This is a genomic window from Candidatus Poribacteria bacterium (genome assembly GCA_021162805.1).
Lineage (GTDB): Bacteria > Poribacteria > WGA-4E > B28-G17 > B28-G17 > JAGGXZ01.
In genome coordinates this window covers 23,118-39,186 of sequence record JAGGXZ010000212.1, presented here as the reverse complement: position 1 = coordinate 39,186, position 16,069 = coordinate 23,118, and the positions used below count along the sequence as shown (strand labels likewise).

Below are 16,069 nucleotides of genomic sequence, written 5' to 3'. Positions count from 1 at the left end.
TGGTTAAAATATCTAACTGGACTTAGTTTAGCATAAACCAAGGGGGAAATCAAGTAAGGGCGAGGCATTCTTCTTGAATGCCTCGTCCCTACTTTTTCACCACCACGAAAAGCGCCCCTTTGCCCCGTCTGAGATGTAGCAATACATCGCCCTTTAATCCTTTGACCCTCTCCTTAAACTGATCGATCGAGCTGACAGGTTTCCTCTCGACGTCCGTTATCAGGTCGCCGGGCTGGATGCCGGCCTCATATCCGGGAGATCCGGATTTGACGTTCGCCACGAGCACGCCCTCCTCGCCTTCATATCCGAACCTCTTCGCCAGCTCATCCGTCATCTCCTGCAGCGATATACCTCGCCAGGTGAACAAGCTGGGGGTTTTCCCTTCACCGGCTCGTTCTCCTATCTTGACCTTCAGTTCGATCTCCTTACCATCGCGGATCACCTTCATGTTGGTCTCGGTCCCGGGTTCGGTGTTGAGGATCAGCTGCCGGAACTGGGTGGGGCCTTTAACCCTCACTCCGTCCACCTCGATGACCACGTCGCCGTTTTTAAATCCGGCCTTTTCGGCGGGGGAGCCGGGCATGACCTCCGTTATCAGCACGCCTTCCCTGCTTCCGAGCTTCAGCTTCCTGGCCAGATCGGCATCTATGGAGGATATATAGACGCCGAGGTATCCCCTTCTGACCGTTCCGGATCGGATGAGCGATTCGGAGACCCTTTTGATCGTATCGGCGGGCACGGCGAATCCGAAGCCGAATCCCTCAAGCCTCTTAACCTCAGCCGCTATATTCATGCCTACGACCTTCCCCTCCATGTTCAGAAGGGGACCGCCGCCCATCCCCTGTCGGATCAGGGCATCGGTCTGGATCAACCCGGAGAGTTTCCCCACGTTTCTGTCCAGTCCGCTTATGATCCCCATGCTGGCCGACAGATCCATCCCTTTGGGATGTCCTAGGGCGATCACGGTCTGTCCGGGTTTAAGGGATTCGGTTTCGGCGAGCTGAAGGGGTTCGATATCGTCAAGCTCGTCTGGATTGACCTTCAGCACAGCGACGCCTGAGACATCGTCCGATCCGACCACCTCGGCCTTGACCTCCTTGCCGTTTGACAGCGTCACCTTGATATCCTCCGCCCTTTCGATCAGGTTATAGTCCGTGACTATATGTCCCTCACCGTCGATCAGGAAGCCGGAGCCCAAGGATGTGGGTTTTGGGATCTCCTCTCTGCCGTGGGGTTTAGGAGATGGGATCTGGAAGCGGAAGATCTCGCCGGGCTTCTTGAAGAACTCCTCAAAAGGCTCCTTGAAGTAATCGGGCAGTTTCTCCTCTTTCACGCTGATTTTGGCCTCAACTTTAACGACGGCGGGGGAGCATCTCTCGATCACATCGGAGGGGGTTTGAGATAAGGCGCTTCCCCAGGCGATCCAGCCCATCAGGGCGATCATCATGACGTTTAAAACATATCGCCTCATGATTTAAACCTCCATTTCAGTCATAAACAGGGAGCGGGAGAGGAACTGTAATCCGCTTTTGATTACGACGGCGGGTATTTTCAGGTTTACATCAGCATCTTTCGGATGTTCTCCGCGAGGGGCTGATGGATGACGCCTTTCTCCGTTATTATGGCCGTGATATATCGAGCAGGGGTGACGTCGAAGGCGGGGTTATAGACCTTGACCTCCTCCGGAGCGATCTTCAATCCGAAGGGTCGTTTGATCTCCTCCGGTTTTCTCCGCTCGATCGGTATCAGATCGCCGCTTTCCAGCGAGAGGTCAAAGGTGGAAGCGGGAGCAGCGACGTAGAAGGGCAATTTGTGTTCTTTAGCCAGTATCGCCAGGTTATAGGTGCCGATCTTGTTTGCGGTATCGCCGTTTGCGGCGATCCTGTCCGCCCCGACGATCACGCAGTCGACCATGCCATCTTTCATGACGGTCGCGGCCATATCATCGCAGATCAGGGTGACGTCAACGCCGTTTTGCATGAGCTCCCAGGCCGTCAGCCGGGCACCCTGCAGGAGAGGTCTCGTCTCATCGGCGAAGACCTTTATCCTTTTACCCATCTCCACGGCGGCATATATCACTCCGAGCGCCGTTCCGTAATCTGCCGTGGCCAGAGCGCCGGCGTTACAGTGCGTCAGGACGGTGCATTCATCAGGCAGCAACTCGGCGCCATTACGGCCTATGGCTCGGCAGATCCGCCTGTCCTCCTCGATGATCTTGTAAGCCTCCTCAAGCAGGATCCCCTTGAGTTCGGATATCGGCCTGTTCCTATGTTTTTCGGCCGCAGCCCTCATCCTATCGAGCGCCCAGAAGAGGTTGACGGCAGTGGGACGTGAGGTGGCGAGATAACCGGCGACGGAATCGAGCTGCGATTTGAACTCCTCATACCTTTCGGCTCGGCTGTTCCATATGCCCAGAACAACTCCCAACGCCCCTGCGATGCCGATGGCGGGAGCTCCGCGGACTCTCAGGTTTTTGATCGCCTCCCAGAGTTCATCCACGCTCTTACATGATATATATCTCAGCTCATTCGGAAGCAGGGTTTGATCTATCAGTTCGATCTGGTTCTTCTGACGGTTCCATCTTATCGTTTCCAGCGGCATCTCCCTTACCTTTCGTTTTCGAATCGAGGTATCTTCGGTGTGACTTCTCGATCAGCTTATAGGTCTCCTCCCTGTCCATCCATCCGTCGAACTCAAAGAAGGGTTCAAAGAAGGAGACGATCCTCTTGATCGTCTTATTGTCCAGGTCGGAGATATCCTGGATCCTGGCGAAGCGATCATCGCCCAGCATAACGCATATGATTTTATGTTCGCCGTTTTTCTGTTTGAGAGTGCCGATCGGTCTGGCCTGATAGATATATCCCGGTCGGGCAGTATATCTGGTGATCACCATCGTCTCCAGCGGGTTGTTATCCTCGCCGATAGTCTGAGGCAGCCAACCGTAATCGGTTGGGACGGGCACTCCGAAGGTACAATCCACGACGAATTTCCGTCTTTTGGAGTCATATCTGTATCCCTTTCTACTGCCCTTTGGGGTCACCACCACTACATTTACCACCCCCGGGGCATGTCTTCCCAGATCTATATTTTTCGGATTTCTCCTTCTCACGTCAAACCCCGATTCTAGTTTTTCAGCTCAGGGCGAGAAAAACCAGCTTGGACTGTAATTCGGTGCCTCCTCGGTTATGACGATATCGTGGGGATGGCTTTCCCGCAGCCCACCCCAGGTGATCCTTATGAACTTGGTTTTCGTCCTGAGCTCTTCGATGTTGTTCGCGCCGCAATATCCCATTCCGGCCCTCAGGCCGCCGACGAGTTGATAGACGAAATCGCTTAACTTTCCCTTATATGGGACTCTACCCTCTATCCCTTCGGGCACGAGCTTGGAAGTATCCACGCCGCCCTGTAGATATCTCTCCCTGCCGCCCCTTTCCCTCATAGCGGCGAGCGATCCCATACCTCTATAGACTTTGAACCTTCTGCCTTGATAGATCACCTCTTCGCCGGGAGCCTCCTCAGTTCCCGCGAAGAGACTCCCGATCATGACGGAACTGGCGCCAGCTGCTATCGCCTTGACAATATCTCCGGAGTATCTGATCCCGCCATCGGCGATGACGGGGATATCGTATTTATCGGCCTCCTCGGCGCACTCGCTGATCGCCGTTATTTGAGGGACACCCACGCCGGCCACCACCCTTGTGGTGCAGACCGATCCGGGGCCGACTCCCACCTTAACGGCATCGGCTCCCGCCTCTATCAAAGCTCTCGTTGCCTCGGCGGTGGCGACGTTACCCACGATCAGATCGACATCTCCGTAGGCGGTTTTCACCTTCTCGGTAGCTCTGATGACCCGTTTGGAATGGCCGTGGGCGGTGTCTATGACGAGCACGTCCACCCCCGCTTCAACCAAAGCGGCGACCTCCTCCAGATTCGCCGAAGCGCCTATAGCCGCTCCAACCCTGAGCCTTCCCTTCTCATCCTTACAGGCGTTGGGATACTTCATCAGCTTGTCTATGTCCTTTATCGTGATCAGCCCCTTGAGGCGAAACTGCTCATCCACCACCGGCAGCTTCTCTATACGATTGAGATACAGGATCCTTTTGGCCTCCTCAAGCGTGACCCCCTCTCTTGCGGTTATGAGGTTTTCCTTGGTCATGATATCCGAGACCGGTTGATCCGTCCTCTCAAGGAAACGGACGTCTCTGTTTGTGATTATCCCCAGCAGCTTCCCGTTTACTCTGCCATCCTCCGTTATCGGCACGCCGGATATCCTATATTTGCTCATCAGCTCCAGCGCTTCGGCAACGGTCGCGTTCGGCGGGAGGGTAATCGGTTTGACTATCATCCCGCTTTCGGAGCGTTTGACCTTATCGACCTCGCTCACCTGTTCCTCTATGGTGCAGTTTCGGTGGATAATACCTATCCCTCCTTCACGTGCCAGGGCTATAGCCAGTCTTGATTCCGTGACGGTGTCCATCGCCGCACTACAGATGGGGATATTCAGCCTTATGTTTCTGGTGAGTCGAGAGGAGGTGTCCACCTCGCTTGGGAGAACGTCCGATTCAGCAGGCACCAGCAGAACATCATCGAAGGAAAGGCCCTCCTTTTCAAACTTGGTGCCGGCGAAATTTAAGCTCATTAAGACCGACCTCCAGAGCTTTTAATTGCTGAATTTTAGCATAACAGTGTATGATTGTCAAACACCCACTGCAAGCCACCCGCAGCTCCTACTTGACGCCCTTTCCTGCGCGTTATAAAATATACGGGCCGAAAGGAGGGAATATCGCTCTCCCGCGAAATAGCAGAGTGGAATTCTGTGATAGGGTGTTATCCGCTTGGGATATCACATTGATGAAAAAGGGAAAATGAGGATGAATCCCAAAGGATATCGAGATCGGCTTTTTAAGCGGTATGTCACGACACACGCTGCACACGCCCATGACTACCGATGGAGATCCTCGGTACTCGAATCCCATTTTCGATCCTATCTCTCCCCGTTTCTGCCTCAGGATAGGGCGGCTCCGATACTGGATGTGGGATGCGGAAGCGGCGAGATGATCTTCATACTTCAGAGAATGGGTTATACCGACGTGCGCGGGATCGATCTGAGCCGGGAACAGATAGAGGAGGCCGTGTTGAGAGGCGCTGAAAACGTCGAGGTTGCTGATGCCATCGGGTATCTTTCGGAAAGGAGAGAGGAGTTCAGCCTGATTCTCGCCTTGGATTTCATCGAGCATCTAACCAAAGATGAGGTTTTCCCTTTTCTGGATGCCGCCCATGAAGCCCTTATGAGGGATGGGATTCTGATCCTCTCAACTCCCAATATGGCTTCTCCATTTGGCGCGAGAATAGCGTTCGGCGATTTCACCCATGAGGTCGGGTTCACCCCCGTGAGTATAACTCAGGTTTTAAGGGCGGCGGGGTTCGATCCGGTAGGGATCTTCCCCTGTAAGCCGGTCGTCCACGGTTTAGCCAGCGGGTTGAGGTGGATGGCCTGGAAGGTTCTCAACCTCTGTGTTAAGCTCTATCTGATAGCTGAGACCGGCCTTTTCGAGGGTGAGGTTCATACGCAGGTGATGTACGCGGTGGGTAGAAAATCCGTTTTGCCGGAGATCACCTGAAGTTTTCCTCGACGATATGACGCATGATCTCCTCGGAAACATCGCCGACGATGATGATGAGAAGTCTGGGATGAGGCACCATTACCGCTTTTCCGGCTTGCACTCCGATATCCTCAAACATCATGCATGCCTTCCGGCCCCACATCATCTTCCTTCCCATCATCCTTCGTCCCCTCATCCATCCCATGCCCATACCTCTCCTGCGAATCCTAATCCTCTCGAAGAGTGAGATCTGGTTCATTCCATCCGTATATTTCACCTGGAGCACAGGGCCGGGCGGAGCAGCGTTGATAAAAGCGCCGGAGAGGACATACCCCTTAGGCAGGATTTTGAGCAGTATGGGTTTAAACCCGAGCTCGGATGAAAGATCCTGATCTAAATCGATCGGCTTGAACCCCGGACGTTCAACCCTCCATCCTTTGGGTATTTTAAATAGCCCTTCAGGTATATCAGGATTATATTCGACCTTCGTGAACGTGCTTACCGATTCCAGTTCACCGTTTGAGTCATAACTCTCCTTTCGAAGCGGGAAAAGCGTTGCAGAATCGATCCATACCTTTCTGGAGGGATTACCTTTATAGACGGGCTTTATCCAGAGAATAACACATCTTCTTCCGGCGATAAGGTCTTCACCGGCCCTCTCGACCCTGTAATTTCTCAGTAAGAGATCGAGGGTGGAACTTGGAGTGAGAGGCGGATGAGCCACCGTCACTCTCCGGGCTCCGGGTGAGATATAGTAGACAACACCTTTCATCTCCAGGATCTTATCGCCAGCCAAGGGGCCAGTGAGGTATATCTGTAGCCTTCTCCCATTGGACTGCCAAAACTCCACGCGTACTTTAACCGTTCCTCTCGGGAGAGTAGCTATCGTCTCTTTAATTCCGTGCAACTGTAAGGTATCCTCCGCTTCGTAAGCGCCCTTTAGAACCGATTTGAGGTTTTGAGATGTCACCTCATCGCTTTGTGACATAGCTGAAAGCGCCATCATCAGGATTATAGCGATCCGGATGAGAACCTCCCTTCTCATCGGGTTCCCTCCCCTATGTATAATGCCAAGGCGGCGGTATCGGAAAAGGGAGAGTTCCAGGCGGCTACCGCATGCTGTTTCAGCTCGAGGGGGATCATCTGTTGGGTTTCCCCTTGGGGCAACCTTATCAATCCCAGGTAGATCCAGACGGCAAATCCTATCAGGGCAATAGCGGACCATGCCGGTATAAACTTAGGTTTAAGCCATCGTCTCCAAAGGGTTTCCCGCTCTTGAGATTCGGACTCAATCTGGACAGCTATGGAATCCCAGATGTTGGCCGGAGGTTTCTCAAGCGGCATATTTTCAATCATCTCTCCTATCTTCTTGAGAGCGGCCAACTCCCTTCTGCAATCGGGGCAGATCTCGAGGTGCCTTTCGACATCCCTGGCCTTCCTCCGTTTCAACGCCCCAACGGTATATTCCGGAAGTATCTCCCTTACCTCCTCGCATCTCATGGCTCAATCCCCCTCGATATATCCGGATAATCTTTCTCTGAGCATGGCCCTTGCCCTTGCCAATCTCGACATAACCGTCCCCTGGGCCACATCGAGGGATTTAGCTATCTCCTTCAACCCCAGTCCCTCGATGTGATGCATGATCACCACGGCCCTATATTTCTCCGGCAGAGATGAGATCGCCCTTTCGATTACATCCTTCATCTCGCCTCTCAGAGTCTCCTCATCAGGCAAGGGATGCGGTGAAGGTATCAGATCCAGACCCTCATCATTCTCGGGATCATCATCCTGACCCTGAACCTGCATCCCCACCCTCATCTCCTCCAGTCTGTGTGAGGCGCTTTTAGACCAATCACGGTAGACGTTCATAGCTATCCTGTGAAGCCATGTCACGAAGGCCTTTGGCGATTTCAGCCTCCCTAAAGAACGCCACACACGTAGATAGACTTCCTGTGTCAGATCCTCCGCGGTCTCCTTGTTTCCGGACATTCGTAACATCAGGTTGTAAATGCCAAGGCTCGTTGAATCGTAAAGCTCTTTAAAGGCCTTGTGATCTCCGTTCTGAGCCTTCTTAACCGTTTGGGGATCGACCATCGTCTCACCGGAATCGTGTCCTTCAATCTTAAAGACGATGTATCTTCATATAGATTCCATGTGAATTTTCCCCTCATCCCATCCCGCCTTTGATGCGGCCGATCGCACCCTTTCACGTAGGGCCCGGAGGTATTCATCGCGAAAGGATCTATCGAAGAAGTATCTGTGATAGATCTTCACCAATCCAGGCCTATGTTTCGACAGAAAATTCGATATGGATTCCCATACGCCCCCTCTCCTATTGAGTTTATCCACATATATGAAGCTCGCCCCCACCTCCTTTGCCTTTGTGAAGAGCTTTTCCAACGACTCAACCGAATCGGTGATGAGCGGCATCAATGGGCCGGCCATCACCCATGTCTCTATCCCCAGCGATTTCGCCTCTTCTATCGCAGCGAGCCTTTCAAAGGAGGGAGATGCGAGAGGCTCAATAAGGGAGCGTACTCTCTCATCGACCGTCGTAATCGTCACGCCCAAGGACGCAGGAAGCTTGGCTTCGGCCAAGATTGAGAGATCCCGGCGGACGAGAGAACTCTTGGTCAGTATTTTGATCTGAAAAGGTGAATCGGCGAGTATTTCGATGAGTTTCCTTGTCAGCTTAAGCTCAGACTCGATCGGCTGATACGCGTCACAGGCGGTGCTGAGGAAAACGGATGACGGATTTTTCCTTCGGATTTCCCTTTCCAGCACCTCAGGTGCGTTGCACTTGACGTCAACGAATCCACCCCAGGGTTCATCGTGCGGTCTATATCTAAGCAGGTATCTCGCGTAACAATAGACACAGGAATGTTGACAGCCGAAGTAAGGGTTGAGCGTATATCCTTCCCCGACGCCGCTTTTGGTTAAGACGGTCTTACAGGTTATCTTTTTAATCATGCGATATCCATTCGGCGCGCCAACAAGGATCTATCACCGGCAATTCTATAATACCATAGATCGGAATTCTGAGTCAAAGTGCGGGAAGCGAGGAGAAATTATCCGTTGATTCTTCCATTGAATTGTTGTATCCTACTGTCTGTTCCGTTAATACACTGAGGAGGGGAACAGATGAGATTTACGCTTATATCCATGGCAATAGCCGTAATATCCACCTTGTGGCTTATGACAGCGATCGCCTACTCGGGCGAACCGTTTGAGGAAAACCTCGTCGTATACTGGCCACTTAACGGCGATGTTAAGGATAAAACGGAGCACGGCGTTGACGGCGAGATAAAGGGGGACCCTAAGTGGGTCGAAGGTAAATCGGGAAAAGCTCTGGAGTTTGATGGAGTTGATGACTTCGTGTTCGTCAGGGATAACCCCGTTCTCGACCTTACCGATGAGCTGACGCTAATGGCGTGGGTTAACGCATACAATATACCCGCCAGCGGTGAACGAAAGCTGGTCTATAAGGGCGACGCCTACCTCATCAAGGTAAGGGCGAGCAAACTTTCGGGAGATGTACACGTTAACGGTTGGATCGGCTCACTCTATGATTCCAAACCAACACCGCTCAGAGAGTGGCATCACGTTGCCATCACATATGACGGCAAAGCCGAACATCTCTACGTGGATGGCGTCGAAACCGATAGCAAACCCAGAGCGGGAAAGATAAGCGTTACTAACAAGCATCTCGGCATCGGCGCGATCAAGAAGACGGATACCTCTAACCCCTATGACTTCTTCAACGGGATAATAGATGAGATAAGGATTTATAACCGCGCTCTTACCGCCGATGAGATCCAGCTCGTCATGAAGCTGCCCACCTCTGTTGAGCCCGTGGGAAAGCTTGCTTCGATCTGGGGCGAATTGAAGAAATGAGAACCTCTGGCTGTTTTCTTAACCCTTAAACTACAGAGGTTGAGGGGATGGTTCATATCCCGTAGGACGGAATCTTTATCTCCGCTGGATTTCTCTGCCTGTGGCGGGGTCCCGACGGCCGTGGGTTCGAAGTCTGCTGGCCGGATTGGACACTGTGGTTTTGATCTGTGTGAACGAGGATTATGCCAGCGACCGAGTGGGCACCGTGGTGCAGGTGACGTTTCGCCTTCCCGCCTGGCTTCGCCCACAGGAGATCCTCGAGATCACCTGTAAAGGCATACAACCCATATCGTGGGGGAGGGAGGGAGTCGGACCGTTCCCTACCCCATCGCCTTCAGCGGCTTTATGATACGCAGTTCGCCCCAAAAATACAGCGGTTAAAGGAAAGCAGATAGGCAAGGGTGATGGATCATCCTTGCCTGACAGCATGTCCGCCGAATTCCCTACGCAGGGCGGCAAGGATCCTATCGGAGAAGAGGTCCTCCTGCCTGGATTGAAACCTCTTGAAAAGCGAAAGGGCTATAACCGGCACGGATATCGCCATATCAACCGCCTCCTTCACCGTCCATCTTCCCTCGCCTGAATCCTCCACATATCCTCTGATCGAGGAGAGATCGGGGTCTTCTTTGAAAACCGATTCCAAAAGCTCAAGCAGCCAGGATCTTATGACGCTTCCCCGATTCCACAGATGGGCGATTTTGGCGAGGTCGAGTTTTTCGCCGTAGGGCGACGTTTTAAGCAGCTCGAATCCCTCGCCATACGCCTCCATGATGGCATATTCTATTCCGTTATGAACCATCTTAACGAAATGCCCCGCGCCCGTCGGTCCGCAGTAAAGGTATCCCTCCTCCGCCGCGAGGTTTTTCAGCAGGGGTTCGATCGATCTGAAGTCCGATTCATCGCCGCCGACCATGATGCAGTATCCCATCTTCAAGCCCCATACTCCTCCCGACACCCCTGCATCCATATAATGTATCCCCTTAGGTCTCAGCTTCTCGGCGCGGCGGATGTCGTCCTTATAAAAGCCGTTACTCCCATCCACCAGTATATCGCCGGGAGAGAGCAGATCGGACAGGAGTTCGACGTGCTCATCGGTAACCTTCCCTGCCGGAAGCATCATCCAGGTGACCCTGGGAGGGGTTAATTTGCGGACGAGCTCCTCCAGGGAGTAGGATCCGATCGCCCCCTCCTCTTCCATCTGTTTCACCTTATCCTTCGTTCGGTTGTAGACCACGACCTCATGACCGCCTTTAAGGAGGCGGCGTGACATGTTCATCCCCATGCGCCCCAATCCTATCATTCCAACCTGCATTTCATTTCCTCCTTCTTTTGCTCTTCTCTATAGCCTCCATTAGCATCTGACTCATCGAACGAAGCTATAGGGCGGTTACATCCGGATCGGCGGGATGGCATCCCGTTCCGCCACAATGGGCACCTCCCTTGCCGGCTCACAGATTGTCTTCATCTCTTAACCTCCTTCCTTCATCTAGCATCTGCGATATGCAGAGAACTACTCCACGCTTGAATCTTGCTTACAGGGGAGATGTTGCGGGAGACTCGGTATGTACCCTGCTAGGTATGGTTATGATGAAACTCGTCCCACGCCCTCTGGGGTTATCTCTGACGTCGATCCTCCAACCGTGGTCATCGATGCTCTTTTTAACGATCGCCAATCCCAATCCCATTCCTCCCGGTTTTGTAGACAGATGTGGGACGAAGAGCAGATCTCGCATCTCGTCGGGGATGCCCGGACCGGTATCCGAGATTTCGATCTCGGCTCCCTCACCCTCCGCCCGAACGGATATCCTTATCACTCCTGTTCCTTTCATCGCCTCGACGGCGTTTTTTATCAGGTTGAAGATCGCCCGTTTGATCTGATCGAAATCGCCCGTGACCTTCACCGATCGATCCAGATCCGTCTCCACCTTGATTCCTCCCGGCATCTCATCGAACAGGTTCAGCGCCGCCTCCACGGCCTCGGCTGGCGAGATAGGCTCCATCTTCGGCGGCGGCATCCTGGCCAGTTGTGAGAACTCATCCAGCAACCTCTTCACCCCTTCCACTTCCCTGATGATCGTATCGACACACCTATCGAGCAGTTCCTCAAATCCCTCTCTATCGCCGGATCGGTATCTTCTCCTCAACCTCTGCGCCGAAAGCTGTATGGGGGTGAGCGGATTCTTGATCTCATGGGCCAGCTTCTGGGCGACCTCCCTCCAGGCTGCCATCTTCTCGGCCCGTTTGATCTCCTCCCTGCTCCGTTTGATCTGCTCAGCCATCCGATTGAACGCCCCCGCCAGCTCGGCGAACTCATCCTTGGAGTTCACCTGAACCCGGTAATCCAGGTTACCCTTTCCTATCTCATCTATCCCTGCCATGAGCCTACGGAGGGACCGTTTGACGCTGCGCATCATGAGGGATGAGGCGGTGATCGAGATAGCGAAGATCAGGATAGCCGCCAGGGAGAGGGTTATCAGGACGGTTCTGATCGCCGGAGATCTGCCGGACGCCTGCGCCTGGTAGAGCCTTCTGCCCTCCTCAACCCTCCTTCTGGCGAACGGGAGTTTTCTGAAAACGACGGCCGCGCCGAGTCTTCGCCGTCCATCCTCGCTTAAAACCGGCATGGCGCAGGCGAAGAGCTCGCCATCCACCATCGGTATGTCGCTCGTCGTCGGCTCGAAGCTCAAATCCTCTACCGAAGGGAGGAAATCCGTTATCCGTTTAGGGGTGATATCGGGGAGCGAGGAGAAGAGAAGCTTGCCCGATCTATCGTAGACGGCGAGGATCTCACTGGGGGCGTGCGAGCTAACGATGTCTCCCACGGGTTTTCCGGCCTCCAGGGCGTCAGCAAGCTCCACGTCCATCGCGATCCGTTTGACCAGGTCGGACATCTGATTGGCGTGGAAGGCCTCTATCTCCATGATTGCTCTGGAGGATTCCATAAGGGCCCTCTCAACCCTCTTATCCGCCCATTTCTCTATGCTCCGTGATATGAGGTCATATGAAAGCAGTAGGAATATCAAGGTTGGGATCAAGGCGGCAAGGGTTATGGAGAAGGTTAGCTTAGCGCCGAACCTCAAGTTATCTCACTTCCCACATCTTTATCGAAGGAACAAGGCAGAGTTTAAAACCCCCTTAATTTACCGATTAGCTGTTCGATGTTTTTAATGGCAACTTCTAAAGATTCTTTATTCATCTGATCCTCGTAAAAGTTTCGGTGTAAACCATTCGCCACAATGAAAAGCGTGATAATGTTTTCATCCCCTTTCTCCTTTGAGAGTTTGCTTACAAAATTCCAAAGGCTACCGTGCCTCTCCAACTTTAACCCTCTTTTTGCTGCCACCGCTTTAACTGCCAACGCGGTGGCGCCCCATAGCTTCTCCGAAGTTTGAACAAGGTCTCCCCTTTTTAGTAATTCCCTAGCCTCAGCAAGATATTTCTCACTCAGGGCCTGGTAATGCTCCACGAGCTCTTCAGGATCAAGCTCCTCGTTCAATCCCTGGAGTATCAGCTCAACCGTTAATTCCTCAGGAAAAGTTCCTATCTCTTGAGCTTTTTCTCTCAGTCTCGAACTGAGCTTTCGGGGTAATGTGACGGAAACTAGCTCCATTATAACAGCCCACACCCTTTCATAATTTCCTCAAGCTTCTCCCTGTTGGGCTGGGACATAGGGCAGAGGGGCAATCTCATCTCGCCGTTTATCAGTCCCATCATCTGCATCGCCGTCTTGACCGGTATCGGGTTGGTCTCCAGGAAAAGCCCCACGAAAAGCTGGAAATATCTGTGATGTATCTCCTTGGCCTTTGCGAAATCCCCCGCTTTAGCGAGCTCACACATCTGAGCAACTTGAGCCGGTATGACGTTAGCGGCCACCGAGATGACCCCCTTGCCGCCGACGGCCATCATCGGAAGCGTGACGAAATCGTCGCCCGAGAGCAGGTCGAAATCCTCGCCACACGCCTGGATTATCTCGCTTGCCCTCCTCAGAGATCCCGTGGCCTCCTTTATGCCGACGATGTTGGGATGCTCGGCCAGCCGGGCGACCGTCTCGGGAAGGATGTCCGATCCGGTTCTCGACGGGACGTTGTAGATGATCATCGGTATGTCCACGGCATCGGCCAGGGTCATGTAATGTCTGTAGAGCCCCTCCTGGGTGGGTCTGTTGTAATAAGGCGTGATCAACAGGACTCCATCCGCGCCCGCCTCCTTGGCGTGTTTAGTCAACCTAAGCGCCTCAGCGGTGCTATTTGAACCCGCGCCGGCGATGACGGGGATCCTGCCGTCCACCGCCTCCACAACGATATCTATCACCTGCTCGTGCTCCTCATGTGATAAGGTCGGCGATTCCCCCGTCGTGCCGCACGGAACGATGGCGTGGGTTCCGTTTGAGATCTGGAACTCCACGAGCTCCTTTAGCTTCTCCTCGTCAACCTTTCCATCCTTGAAAGGGGTTACTATGGCTACAATTGAGCCCTCAAACATAAAACACCTCCAAACTTATATCTGAAACAGGGTGTCCCCCGGTATCTTCTTCTCCTCCTTCCGGGGTTGTTGGCTCTGGCTCTTCTGTTGGGGTTGAGGTTGTTCCTCAGGCTCCGCCTCGCCGAACAGCTTTTCCGCGGCCATCGACTGTTTCACCCTTTTCACCATATCCGAGAACAACATCTCACTCCCCTCAGCGGCCTTCAGCTCGGCGGAGAGCTCAACCCACTGTCTTTCGGTCATATCGTTTCGCGACTCGACCCTGTACCGCCTCTTAACGTATCCCCAGAAATCCTCCTGTTTGATCCCCTCCTTCTCCAGCCTTTCCCTCAACCTGTGATAGGTCGCGAAGGTGGACTTTTGGGCGTTTGAGATCTTGTCGTTCGTCGATTTTGCCCTCTCCTCCGGCATCTCCTCGATCTTTTTGCCCTGCCTGTGCAGGTAGAAGTTGAGCACCTCTTTGATTATGGGCACGGGGATGAGCTGTTTGATGGCGTTACGCTGAGCCTTGTGAACCGCTTTGGTGAAAGCGAAGGGGTCCTCCCTACCGTTTATCCTCTTGGGCTGTTCACATGCCCCGTATCTGGAGGAGCCGGTGTAGGTATCGGTGGCTTTAACTATAACGATCCAGGAGTTCTCCCTCTCCTCAAAGGTGATGTCATCAACCTGTATCCCACCCCGTCGGTTGGCCGCCTCGTTTATCCCGGCTAAGGTCAATCCCTCGATAACCCTGTTACCCTGCCTGAAGGAGTAGACATACTCCTGGATGGCCTGACCGGTCATCATCTCGATGATCGTCCTATCATCGACCTGATTGACGATATCGTACTCCTCCAGAGGGGCAAGTTCGGTGCTTTCCTTATTTTCCCGTTCCTTCTCCTTTTCCTCTTTCATCCCGATCACTTCTCCCAGGCTTGATATCCCGCAGGGCGAGGCATCCTTCAAACGACGCCTCCCCCCATGCCGTCCCCCGATTTATCTAAATATTACCAGAATACTTATCATATGTCAAGCATATAGTTTAAAGATCTTCACAACAACGGCAGTTTGACCGGTTTCCCTTCGGCCGCGCTTTGATCCATGGCGAAGATTATCTCGTGGGTTTTAACCGCGTCTGAAAGGTTTACGTGCGATTCGACATCGTTGAGTATACAGTCTATAAGGTGATCTATCTCGCCCTGGAACGGGTGATGTGTGACGTCGCCGCTGTCGGGAAGGATGGTGGGTATGGCGGCATAATCGGTTTGACCGGGCATCAGCTTCTTGGAGTAGATCCTGTTGTTTCGTATCGTGCCGTATTCCCCCAAAAGATCGATGTTAAATTGATAGGGCGTCGTGCATTCGATCGAGGAGCTGATCTTACCTATTGTCCCGTCCTCGAACTTCAACACCCCCGCTATGGTGGGGTCATATTCGTACTCCTGCCAGATCTTAGTGGAGTATGCGAAGACCTCAACGACTTTTTTATCCAGGCCGAGGAAGTATCTCATGGCGTCCACCGCGTGACATCCCGCTGACAGCAGCGAACTTGCGCCGACGTCCTTCTTGATGTTCCAGCTATACTGTTTGTACCACGGTCCTATCCCGTGCCAATAATCCACCTCGGCGTAGAATATCCTGCCGAGAGCGCCCTGCTCGAGCAGAGATTTGATACATTGAAACAGCGGGTTCCACCTTAACACGAAGCTGACGACGGTTTTGACCCCCGCCTCCTTAACCGCCTTCTCCATCCTGGGCAGATCCTCCAGCTTGATCGCTATGGCCTTCTCGATCAGGATGTGTTTTCCGGCCTGAGCGGCCTCTATCGTCTCCTGGGCGTGAAGGTTGGGCGGCGTGCAGATCGAAACGACGTCCAGTTCGGGATCGTCCAGGAATTTCTGGTAATCGGTGTAGATCCTGACATCCAGACCGTATCTGTCGGCAAGCGCCTTGGCGCTCCGCTCGGTTCGGCTCCCTATGGCGACGATGCGGCAGTGCGGGTTGTTCAGATAGGCCCTGGCATGCTCGCCGGCGACCCATCCCGCACCGAAAATGCCCACTCCGAGCTTCCTCTCCTCTCCCATTCTTTCATCCTCCCCTGACTAGGTTGA

The 16,069-nt window shown here is 53.3% G+C and carries 16 protein-coding genes; 2 read left to right on the top strand and 14 right to left on the bottom strand.

All coding sequences use genetic code 11. The features are described 5' to 3' along the window. Nucleotides 1-88: 88 nt before the first annotated feature. The 4 genes from J7M22_17500 to guaB form a co-directional block, all read right to left on the bottom strand. Nucleotides 89-1,471 carry a trypsin-like peptidase domain-containing protein gene (locus tag J7M22_17500; GenBank protein MCD6508398.1) on the bottom strand — a complete coding sequence of 461 codons (1,383 nt, stop codon included), beginning with the start codon at nucleotides 1,469-1,471 and terminating at the stop codon, nucleotides 89-91. Nucleotides 1,472-1,557: 86 nt separating this feature from the next. Next, nucleotides 1,558-2,601 carry an S-methyl-5-thioribose-1-phosphate isomerase gene (gene mtnA / locus J7M22_17495; protein ID MCD6508397.1) on the bottom strand — a complete coding sequence of 348 codons (1,044 nt, stop codon included), beginning with the start codon at nucleotides 2,599-2,601 and terminating at the stop codon, nucleotides 1,558-1,560. Then, the gene (locus J7M22_17490; protein ID MCD6508396.1) at nucleotides 2,525-3,109 is read right to left on the bottom strand and encodes an inorganic diphosphatase; all 585 of its coding nucleotides are present in this window, start codon (nucleotides 3,107-3,109) and stop codon (nucleotides 2,525-2,527) included. The genes mtnA and J7M22_17490 overlap by 77 nt, the downstream gene beginning before the upstream one ends. A 27-nt stretch (nucleotides 3,110-3,136) precedes the next feature. Beyond that, the gene (gene guaB, locus J7M22_17485; protein ID MCD6508395.1) at nucleotides 3,137-4,639 is read right to left on the bottom strand and encodes an IMP dehydrogenase; all 1,503 of its coding nucleotides are present in this window, start codon (nucleotides 4,637-4,639) and stop codon (nucleotides 3,137-3,139) included. A 196-nt stretch (nucleotides 4,640-4,835) separates the two neighbouring features. Here guaB and J7M22_17480 point away from each other — a divergent pair, with 196 nt between their 5' ends. Continuing rightward, entirely contained in the window at nucleotides 4,836-5,621 is a 786-nt protein-coding gene (locus tag J7M22_17480) for a class I SAM-dependent methyltransferase (protein MCD6508394.1), read from the top strand. Here J7M22_17480 and J7M22_17475 read toward each other — a convergent pair. The 4 genes from J7M22_17475 to J7M22_17460 are packed head-to-tail and all read right to left on the bottom strand — an operon-like array spanning nucleotide 5,614 to nucleotide 8,573. Continuing rightward, a complete protein-coding gene (locus tag J7M22_17475; GenBank protein MCD6508393.1) occupies nucleotides 5,614-6,648 on the bottom strand; it encodes a hypothetical protein in 1,035 nt (344 codons plus the stop codon). The two genes, J7M22_17480 and J7M22_17475, sit on opposite strands and share 8 nt — an antisense overlap. Then, complete coding sequence (locus J7M22_17470; GenBank protein ID MCD6508392.1) at nucleotides 6,645-7,103, bottom strand: zf-HC2 domain-containing protein; 459 nt, start codon at nucleotides 7,101-7,103, stop codon at nucleotides 6,645-6,647. The genes J7M22_17475 and J7M22_17470 overlap by 4 nt, the downstream gene beginning before the upstream one ends. Nucleotides 7,104-7,106: 3 nt before the next feature. After that, nucleotides 7,107-7,697: a sigma-70 family RNA polymerase sigma factor gene (locus tag J7M22_17465; protein MCD6508391.1), complete on the bottom strand. Its 591-nt coding sequence runs from the start codon at nucleotides 7,695-7,697 to the stop codon at nucleotides 7,107-7,109. 45 nt (nucleotides 7,698-7,742) lie between these two features. Further along, the gene (locus tag J7M22_17460) at nucleotides 7,743-8,573 is read right to left on the bottom strand and encodes a radical SAM protein (GenBank protein MCD6508390.1); all 831 of its coding nucleotides are present in this window, start codon (nucleotides 8,571-8,573) and stop codon (nucleotides 7,743-7,745) included. 171 nt (nucleotides 8,574-8,744) lie between these two features. Between J7M22_17460 and J7M22_17455 the strand changes: the two genes are divergently transcribed. Further along, nucleotides 8,745-9,497 carry a LamG domain-containing protein gene (locus tag J7M22_17455; GenBank protein ID MCD6508389.1) on the top strand — a complete coding sequence of 251 codons (753 nt, stop codon included), beginning with the start codon at nucleotides 8,745-8,747 and terminating at the stop codon, nucleotides 9,495-9,497. A 409-nt stretch (nucleotides 9,498-9,906) separates the two neighbouring features. On the opposite strand, the gene gnd is transcribed toward J7M22_17455, so the two are convergent. From gnd to J7M22_17425, 6 genes are all read right to left on the bottom strand, one after another. After that, nucleotides 9,907-10,809 (bottom strand): decarboxylating 6-phosphogluconate dehydrogenase, encoded by a 903-nt coding sequence (gnd, locus tag J7M22_17450; protein MCD6508388.1) that lies wholly within the window; start codon nucleotides 10,807-10,809, stop codon nucleotides 9,907-9,909. A 220-nt stretch (nucleotides 10,810-11,029) separates the two neighbouring features. Then, a complete protein-coding gene (locus J7M22_17445) occupies nucleotides 11,030-12,577 on the bottom strand; it encodes a HAMP domain-containing protein (GenBank protein MCD6508387.1) in 1,548 nt (515 codons plus the stop codon). 44 nt (nucleotides 12,578-12,621) lie between these two features. After that, nucleotides 12,622-13,122 carry a PaREP1 family protein gene (locus tag J7M22_17440; protein ID MCD6508386.1) on the bottom strand — a complete coding sequence of 167 codons (501 nt, stop codon included), beginning with the start codon at nucleotides 13,120-13,122 and terminating at the stop codon, nucleotides 12,622-12,624. Then, nucleotides 13,107-13,979, bottom strand: coding sequence for a 4-hydroxy-tetrahydrodipicolinate synthase (locus tag J7M22_17435; GenBank protein ID MCD6508385.1), 873 nt, complete (start codon nucleotides 13,977-13,979; stop codon nucleotides 13,107-13,109). Before J7M22_17435 ends, J7M22_17440 begins: the two co-directional genes overlap by 16 nt. 15 nt (nucleotides 13,980-13,994) lie before the next feature. After that, the gene (locus tag J7M22_17430; protein MCD6508384.1) at nucleotides 13,995-14,924 is read right to left on the bottom strand and encodes a hypothetical protein; all 930 of its coding nucleotides are present in this window, start codon (nucleotides 14,922-14,924) and stop codon (nucleotides 13,995-13,997) included. A gap of 86 nt (nucleotides 14,925-15,010) precedes the next feature. After that, nucleotides 15,011-16,042 (bottom strand): Gfo/Idh/MocA family oxidoreductase, encoded by a 1,032-nt coding sequence (locus tag J7M22_17425; protein ID MCD6508383.1) that lies wholly within the window; start codon nucleotides 16,040-16,042, stop codon nucleotides 15,011-15,013. Between the last annotated feature and the right edge of the window lie 27 nt (nucleotides 16,043-16,069).